Source organism: Candidatus Accumulibacter aalborgensis, from assembly GCF_900089955.1.
Classification (GTDB): Bacteria; Pseudomonadota; Gammaproteobacteria; order Burkholderiales; family Rhodocyclaceae; genus Accumulibacter; species Accumulibacter aalborgensis.
In genome coordinates this window covers 25,374-32,355 of sequence record NZ_FLQX01000008.1, presented here as the reverse complement: position 1 = coordinate 32,355, position 6,982 = coordinate 25,374, and the positions used below count along the sequence as shown (strand labels likewise).

At 60.6% G+C, this 6,982-nt stretch carries 6 protein-coding genes and 1 rRNA gene; all 7 read left to right on the top strand.

Translation table 11 applies throughout. The features are described 5' to 3' along the window. Positions 1–133 precede the first annotated feature (133 nt). A 5S ribosomal RNA gene (gene rrf, locus ACCAA_RS01580) occupies positions 134–247 on the top strand. An 89-nt stretch (positions 248–336) separates the two neighbouring features. Continuing rightward, positions 337–2,253, top strand: a complete 1,917-nt coding sequence (gene thrS / locus ACCAA_RS01575; protein WP_186405497.1) for a threonine--tRNA ligase — start codon at positions 337–339, stop codon at positions 2,251–2,253. A 26-nt stretch (positions 2,254–2,279) separates the two neighbouring features. After that, on the top strand, positions 2,280–2,801 hold the full coding sequence (infC, locus tag ACCAA_RS01570; RefSeq protein WP_186405501.1) for a translation initiation factor IF-3: 522 nt from the start codon (positions 2,280–2,282) through the stop codon (positions 2,799–2,801). 95 nt (positions 2,802–2,896) lie between these two features. Next, positions 2,897–3,094, top strand: coding sequence for a 50S ribosomal protein L35 (rpmI, locus tag ACCAA_RS01565; RefSeq protein WP_186405496.1), 198 nt, complete (start codon positions 2,897–2,899; stop codon positions 3,092–3,094). 11 nt (positions 3,095–3,105) lie between these two features. Continuing rightward, complete coding sequence (gene rplT, locus ACCAA_RS01560) at positions 3,106–3,465, top strand: 50S ribosomal protein L20 (protein ID WP_186405495.1); 360 nt, start codon at positions 3,106–3,108, stop codon at positions 3,463–3,465. A gap of 66 nt (positions 3,466–3,531) precedes the next feature. Further along, a complete protein-coding gene (gene pheS / locus ACCAA_RS01555; protein ID WP_186405494.1) occupies positions 3,532–4,578 on the top strand; it encodes a phenylalanine--tRNA ligase subunit alpha in 1,047 nt (348 codons plus the stop codon). Between the two features lie 27 nt (positions 4,579–4,605). Continuing rightward, complete coding sequence (gene pheT, locus ACCAA_RS01550; RefSeq protein WP_186405493.1) at positions 4,606–6,981, top strand: phenylalanine--tRNA ligase subunit beta; 2,376 nt, start codon at positions 4,606–4,608, stop codon at positions 6,979–6,981. The last annotated feature ends 1 nt before the right edge of the window (position 6,982 follow it).

Below are 6,982 nucleotides of genomic sequence, written 5' to 3'. Positions count from 1 at the left end.
AACTCAACGCTCAACACCGGTCCGAACCCATGCTCACGCTACGGTTCGCCCACCGGATCGAAACAATCACAACCCTTGTACCAAACCTTCTTCCAACGCACCCCGCTACCACGCGGCGTGCGAACCAGTTTTGCTTGGCGGCCATAGCCCTTTGGACCCACCCCTTCCCATCCCGAACAGGACCGTGAAACGAAGGCACGCCGATGATAGTGCATACTTCATGTGTGAAAGTAGGTCACCGCCAGGCTCCCCAAAATACAAAGCCCTCTCCGCTCCGCGGTGAGGGCTTTGTGCGTTAGTATCAAGGTCGCGCCGTTTTCTTGCTGGGGTAGCACTATGCCGGTTGTCAAATTGCCTGACGGTTCTCAAAGGGAGTTCGCGCAGCCCGTCACGGTTGCCGAAGTTGCGCAGAGTATCGGCGCGGGTCTGGCGCGTGCGGCCCTGGCGGGCCGGGTCGACGGTCGCCTGGTGGATACATCCTTTTCCATCACCACTGACGCACAGCTTGGCATCATTACCGAGAAGGATCCCGAGGGCCTGGAGATCATCCGGCACTCCACCGCGCATCTGATGGCTTACGCGGTCAAGGAACTCTTTCCGGCGGCGCAGGTGACGATCGGCCCGGTGATCGAGAACGGCTTCTACTACGACTTCGCCTACGAGCGCCCGTTTACTCCCGAGGACCTGGCGGCGATTGAAAAGCGGATGACCGAAATTGCCCGGCGGGACCTTCCGGTGCGGCGTGAGGTTTGGCAGCGCGATGAGGCGATCGCCTTCTTCAGGTCGATCGGCGAGCGCTACAAGGCCGAGCTGATCGATGCCATCCCGCAAGGACAGGAAGTGTCGCTCTATCGTGAGGGCGAGTTCGTCGACCTCTGCCGCGGTCCGCATGTGCCTTCAACAGGCAAGCTCAAGGTATTCAAACTGATGAAGCTCGCTGGTGCCTACTGGCGTGGCGATCATCGCAACGAACAACTGCAGAGGATCTACGGTACGGCGTGGACCCGGAAAGAAGATCAGGACGCCTACCTGCATATGCTCGAGGAGGCCGAGAAACGCGACCACCGCAAGCTCGGTCGGCACCTGGACCTTTTCCACCTGCAGGACGAGGCGCCGGGAATGGTTTTCTGGCACCCGAAGGGGTGGACGATCTGGCAGGAGGTCGAGCAGTACATGCGCCGTGTCCTCGGCCGGAACGGGTATTGTGAAGTCAAGACGCCGATGGTCATGGATCGCACGCTGTGGGAGCGCTCGGGTCATTGGCACAATTACGCCGAGCACATGTTCACCACGGCGTCGGAAAACCGTGATTACGCGATCAAACCGATGAACTGCCCTGGTCACATCCAGATCTTCAATCAGGGCTTGCGCAGCTATCGTGACTTGCCTTTGCGGCTGGCCGAGTTCGGCTCGTGTCATCGCAACGAGCCCTCAGGTGCCTTGCACGGCATCATGCGCGTTCGCGCCTTCGTTCAGGATGACGCGCACATTTTCTGTACCGAAGCGCAGGTCCTGTCGGAGACTGCCGCCTTCATCGACCTCCTGGAAGAGGTATATGCGGATTTCGGCTTCGCCGAAATTCTCGTCAAGCTGTCGACGCGCCCCGAAAAGCGCATCGGTTCCGACGAGGAGTGGGACCGGGCGGAAGTCGCGCTGGCCGAAGCTTTGGCCATCAAGGGCCTCTCCTACGATGTGCAACCTGGGGAAGGCGCTTTTTACGGCCCGAAAATAGAGTTTTCGCTCAAGGACTGTCTCGGACGGGTCTGGCAGTGTGGCACGCTGCAACTTGATTTCGCCTTGCCGGCGCGCCTCGATGCGCACTATGTGGGCGAGGACAACGAGCGTCACATTCCGGTCATGTTGCACCGGGCGATCCTCGGTTCGCTCGAACGCTTTATCGGAATTCTCATCGAACACTATGCTGGCGCCATGCCCTTGTGGCTATCGCCGATGCAGGCTGTGGTGCTCAATATTTCGGAGAAACAGTCCGAATATGCCGAGCAGGTGGCGGCTGCGCTGCGCGAGGCCGGTGTGCGGGTCGAAGCGGATTTGCGCAACGAAAAAATTACCCGTAAAATCCGCGAACATAGCTTGAACAAGCTGCCCTACCAGGTCGTCGTTGGCGATAAGGAAGTGGCAGCCAATCTGGTGGCCGTGCGCACACGCGGGGGTCGGGACTTGGGACAAATGTCGCTAGATGCCCTGATTCAGCAGCTTCTTGATGAAATTGCGTCGCGAAGTGGCACGGCTTAACTTTTGTCGACACAAGGAGTGAACCCATCGCACTGCAAAAGGCGCAACGCGTTAACCAAGAGATCAACGCACCGGAAGTTCGTCTCGTCGGCGAAGAAGGCGAGGCACTTGGAGTAATGAGTGTCAGGGCCGCTTACGCTCTGGCTCAGGAAGCTGGACTCGACCTGGTCGAGATTGCCCCAATGGCGCAGCCGCCGGTCTGTCGCATCGTTGATTTCGGCAAGTTCAAGTACCAGGAGCAGAAGCGCCAGCACGAGGCAAAGCTCAAACAGAAACAGGTGCAGGTGAAGGAAGTCAAGTTTCGTCCGGGGACGGACGAGAACGACTATCAGATCAAACTGCGCAACATGACGCGCTTCCTTGAAGAAGAAGACAAAGTCAAGGTGACCTTGCGCTTCCGTGGTCGAGAAATGGCGCACCAGGATATTGGCATGCGCCAGATTGAACGGATCAGGGCAGATCTGCAAGAGATGGCGCTCGTCGAGCAGATGCCAAAGATGGAAGGCCGCCAGATGGTCATGGTGCTGACGCCGAGCAAGAAGAAGTAGTTCCAGACGCAGGAACCGACCATACAAGTGGTGCCGGGTCGAAAGTGCTCCCGTCGGGGGACACCTGGCAGCATGTTTATAAACAGGAGCATTCAATGCCCAAAATGAAGACCAAGTCGGGGGCGAAAAAGCGCTTCACGATCAGTCCCAGCGGACGAATCAAGCGCTCGCACGCGTTCAAGCGACATATCCTGACCAAGAAGGATACCAAGACCAAGCGCCAGTTGCGTGGAGTGACCGAGGTGCATGCCTCTGACAAGGCCATGGTTCGTTCCATGCTGCCTTACGCCTGAGGAGATAAGAAATGCCCCGAGTCAAACGTGGTGTAACGGCGCACGCGCGCCACAAGAAGATTCTCGCTCTGGCCAAGGGTTATCGCGGTCGGCGCAAGAATGTCTATCGCGTCGCCAAACAGGCGGTCATGAAGGCCGGCCAGTACGCGTACCGTGATCGCCGGCAAAGGAAGCGTCAGTTCCGTAGCCTCTGGATTGCCCGCATCAATGCGGCGGCCAGAGAACTGGGCATGAAGTACAGCACTTTCATGAATGGCCTGAAGAAAGCGCAGATCGAAGTGGACCGCAAGGTGCTGGCCGATTTGGCGGTTTTCGACAAGCCGGCCTTTGCTGTTCTGGCCCAGCAGGCCAAGGCCCAACTCCACGCCTGAGCGCGACGACGTCTGAGGAAAGGAGGCGAGAGCCTCCTTTTTTCGGTGAACCATGCACAAAACTCCATGCACAACTTCGATGACCTAGTCCACGCCGCAGCGGCCGCTTTTGCGGCGACTGACGACCCCGACGCGCTTGAGCAGATCAAGGCCTCCTTCCTCGGCAAGAGCGGCCAGATCACAGCCTTGCTCAAGGGCTTGGCCAAACTTCCGCCAGACGAGCGAAAGACCGTCGGCGCGGCGATCAATCGCGCCAAGGAATCTGTCGAGGCGGCGCTCAATGGCCGCCGGGAGGCGATTCGGCGCTTGGCCCTGGAAGCCAGGCTGGCCGAGGAGGCGCTCGACGTGACCTTGCCTGGCCGCGGTCAGTCGCGCGGCGGGTTGCACCCCGTGACGCGCACGCTCGAACGTATTGATGGTCTCTTCCGTTCAATCGGTTTCGACGTCGCGGATGGACCTGAAATAGAGGCCGACTTTCAGAACTTCACGGCGCTCAATACGCCGGCGGATCACCCCGCGCGCTCAATGCACGATACCTTCTATCTTCAGGATCAGTTGGGCGGGGTCGCCGAGGGCATCCTGCTGCGAACGCATACCAGTCCGATCCAGGTGCGCTACATGCAGGCGCATGTCGCCAGGTATGCCGGCCTGGAAACGATGCCCGAGATTCGCGTGATTGCGCCGGGGCGCGTTTATCGCGTTGACTCCGATGCGACCCATTCGCCGATGTTTCATCAGGTCGAGGGTCTGTGGGTTGGTCAGCGTGTCAGCTTTGCCGACCTGAAGGGCGTGGTCAACGATTTCCTGCGGCGTTTTTTCGAGAGCGATGACCTGCAGGTGCGTTTCCGCCCGTCGTTTTTTCCTTTCACCGAACCATCGGCCGAGATCGACATGGCCTTCATGAGCGGTGCCCTGAAGGGCCGCTGGCTGGAGATCGCCGGTTGCGGAATGGTCCATCCGAACGTCCTGCGGCACGTCAACATCGACCCCGAGAAGTACATCGGTTTTGCCTTCGGCATGGGGCCGGACCGCCTGACGATGCTGCGTTATGGCGTCAATGACCTGCGCCTGTTCTACGATGGCGACCTGCGCTTCCTGCGGCAGTTTGTCTGACCGTGTTTCTCCTGGCGTAAAGCACCCATGAAATTCTCGGAATCCTGGCTCCGTACCTTTGTCGACCCCGCCTGCGTGGGTGATGAGTTCGCGCACCTGTTGACCATGGCCGGCCTCGAAGTGGAGCAGGAAGAAACCGTCGCTCCGTTCTTCGACCGCGTCGTCGTCGGCCAGGTGCTCGCCGTAGACAAACATCCGGGTGCTGATCGCCTCAGCGTCTGCCGCGTCGATGTCGGTTCCGGCGAGGCACTGCAGATCGTCTGCGGCGCGCCGAACGTCGTCGCCGGGATCAAGGTGCCGTGTGCGTTGCCCGGTGCCGAATTGCCGGGCGGCTTCAGGATCGCGGTCAGCAAGGTGCGCAGCGTTGAGTCCTTCGGCATGCTCTGCTCGGCCAAGGAGTTAGCTATTGCCGACGACGCTGCTGGTTTGCTGGTCCTTGCCGCCGACGCGGTGGTCGGCGACGATATCCGTGCTCATCTCGACCTCGATGACCGCCTGCTGACGCTCAAGTTGACGCCGAACCGGGCTGACTGCCTGTCGCTCGAAGGTCTGGCCCGCGAAGTCTCTGCGTTGACCGGCACGCCGGCCCGCTTCACGGAAGTCGACGACGTCGAGGTCACCATCGCGGCTGCCCGAGCGGTCGTGCTCGACGCCCCGGACGCTTGCCCACGCTATTGCGGTCGGGTCATCGCCGGCGTCAACGCGCGCGCCGTGACTCCCGCCTGGATGAGGCGGCGCCTCGAACGGAGCGGAATTCGCCCGATTTCGGCACTGGTCGACATCACCAACTACGTGATGCTCGAATTGGGCCAGCCCTTGCACGCCTTTGACAATACCCGACTGCAGGGTGCCATACACGCCCGCATGGCGCGTCCGGCGGAAAAGATCCTCCTGCTCAACGAGCAGACGCTCGAGTTGCAGGCGGACGTTCTCGTGATCGCCGATGATCACCTCCCGCTGGCCATGGCCGGGGTCATGGGGGGGGAGGACAGCGGCATCACGCTGGCGACGACCGATGTGTTTCTGGAGGCCGCGTTTTTTTCCCCGCCAGCGATTGCCGGCCGCGCTCGCCGCTACTGCTTTGTCTCCGACGCCTCGCATCGCTTCGAACGTGGCGTCGATTTCGGTGGCACGCGACGCGCGCTCGAACGCGCTACCCGCTTGCTCATCGATATCTGCGGTGGCCAGGCCGGGCCAGTCAGCGAAGCCCTGGCGAGATTGCCCGATCGTCCGCCGGTTCGTCTGCGGCCGGCGCGAGTGGCCAGGGTTCTCGGCCTGGCGTTCACCACTGAGCGCATTGGCGAGATCTTCTCGCGCCTCCATCTGCCGTTTGGTCGGGACGGAGACGACTTCATCGTCACGCCGCCGACCTACCGTTTCGATATCGAGATCGAAGAAGACCTGATCGAAGAGATTGCTCGGCTGCACGGCTACGAAAATATTCCGGCGCCGGCGCCGCGGGCCTTGATGTCCATGTTGCCGCAGACTGAAGAGGCGCGGCCTCTGCCTCGTGCGCGACAGATGCTGGTTGATTGCGGTTATCAGGAGGTGGTCAACTTTGCCTTCGTCGATGAGAGCTGGGAAGCCGATTTTTCGGCCAACGATCAGCCGATTCGGCTGGCCAACCCGATCGCCAGCCAAATGAGCGTCATGCGCTCGACGCTGATCGGCGGCCTCATCGCCAACGTGGCGACCAACCTCAAGCGTCGACAGATCCGCGTTCGCGTTTTCGAGACCGGGCGCTGCTTCGTTCGCGATCCGCTCGGTGGCCCGGTAGCAGGCTTTCGCCAGCCATGGCGACTCACCGCGCTGGCGTACGGCAGCGCGCTTCCCGAGCAGTGGGGAAACTTGGCCCGCAACGTCGACTTTTTCGATGTCAAGGGCGATCTCGAGATGCTGCTCGCCCCGCTCACGGCACGCTTCGAGACAGCGCTGCATCCGGCCTTGCACCCTGGTCGCAGTGCACGGCTGCTGGTCGATGGCCGGGCAATCGGTTTTGTCGGCGAGTTGCATCCGCAGTGGCAGCAGAAGTACGACTTGCCTCTGGCTCCGGTGCTTTTCGAACTTGACCTCGATGCCGTGCTGGTGGCCAGCCTGCCGCACTACGCCGAGGTTTCCCGCCAACCACCGGTCATACGCGATGTGGCGATCGTCGTCGATCACGAACTTGAATTGCAGAAGCTGGTCGATGGGATGACCGCCAATCGCCCAGCCATCGTAAGGCACATCAGCTTGTTCGATGTCTATGCCGGCAGAGGCGTCGAAGCGGGCAAGAAAAGCCTTGCCTTTCGCATAATGATGCAAGATACTCAAAAAACGTTGCTTGAAGTCGAAGTCGACGCGGCGATGCAGCAGTTGACGGCCTATCTGCAAGATGCATTCGCCGCCCAGCTTCGCGTCTGAG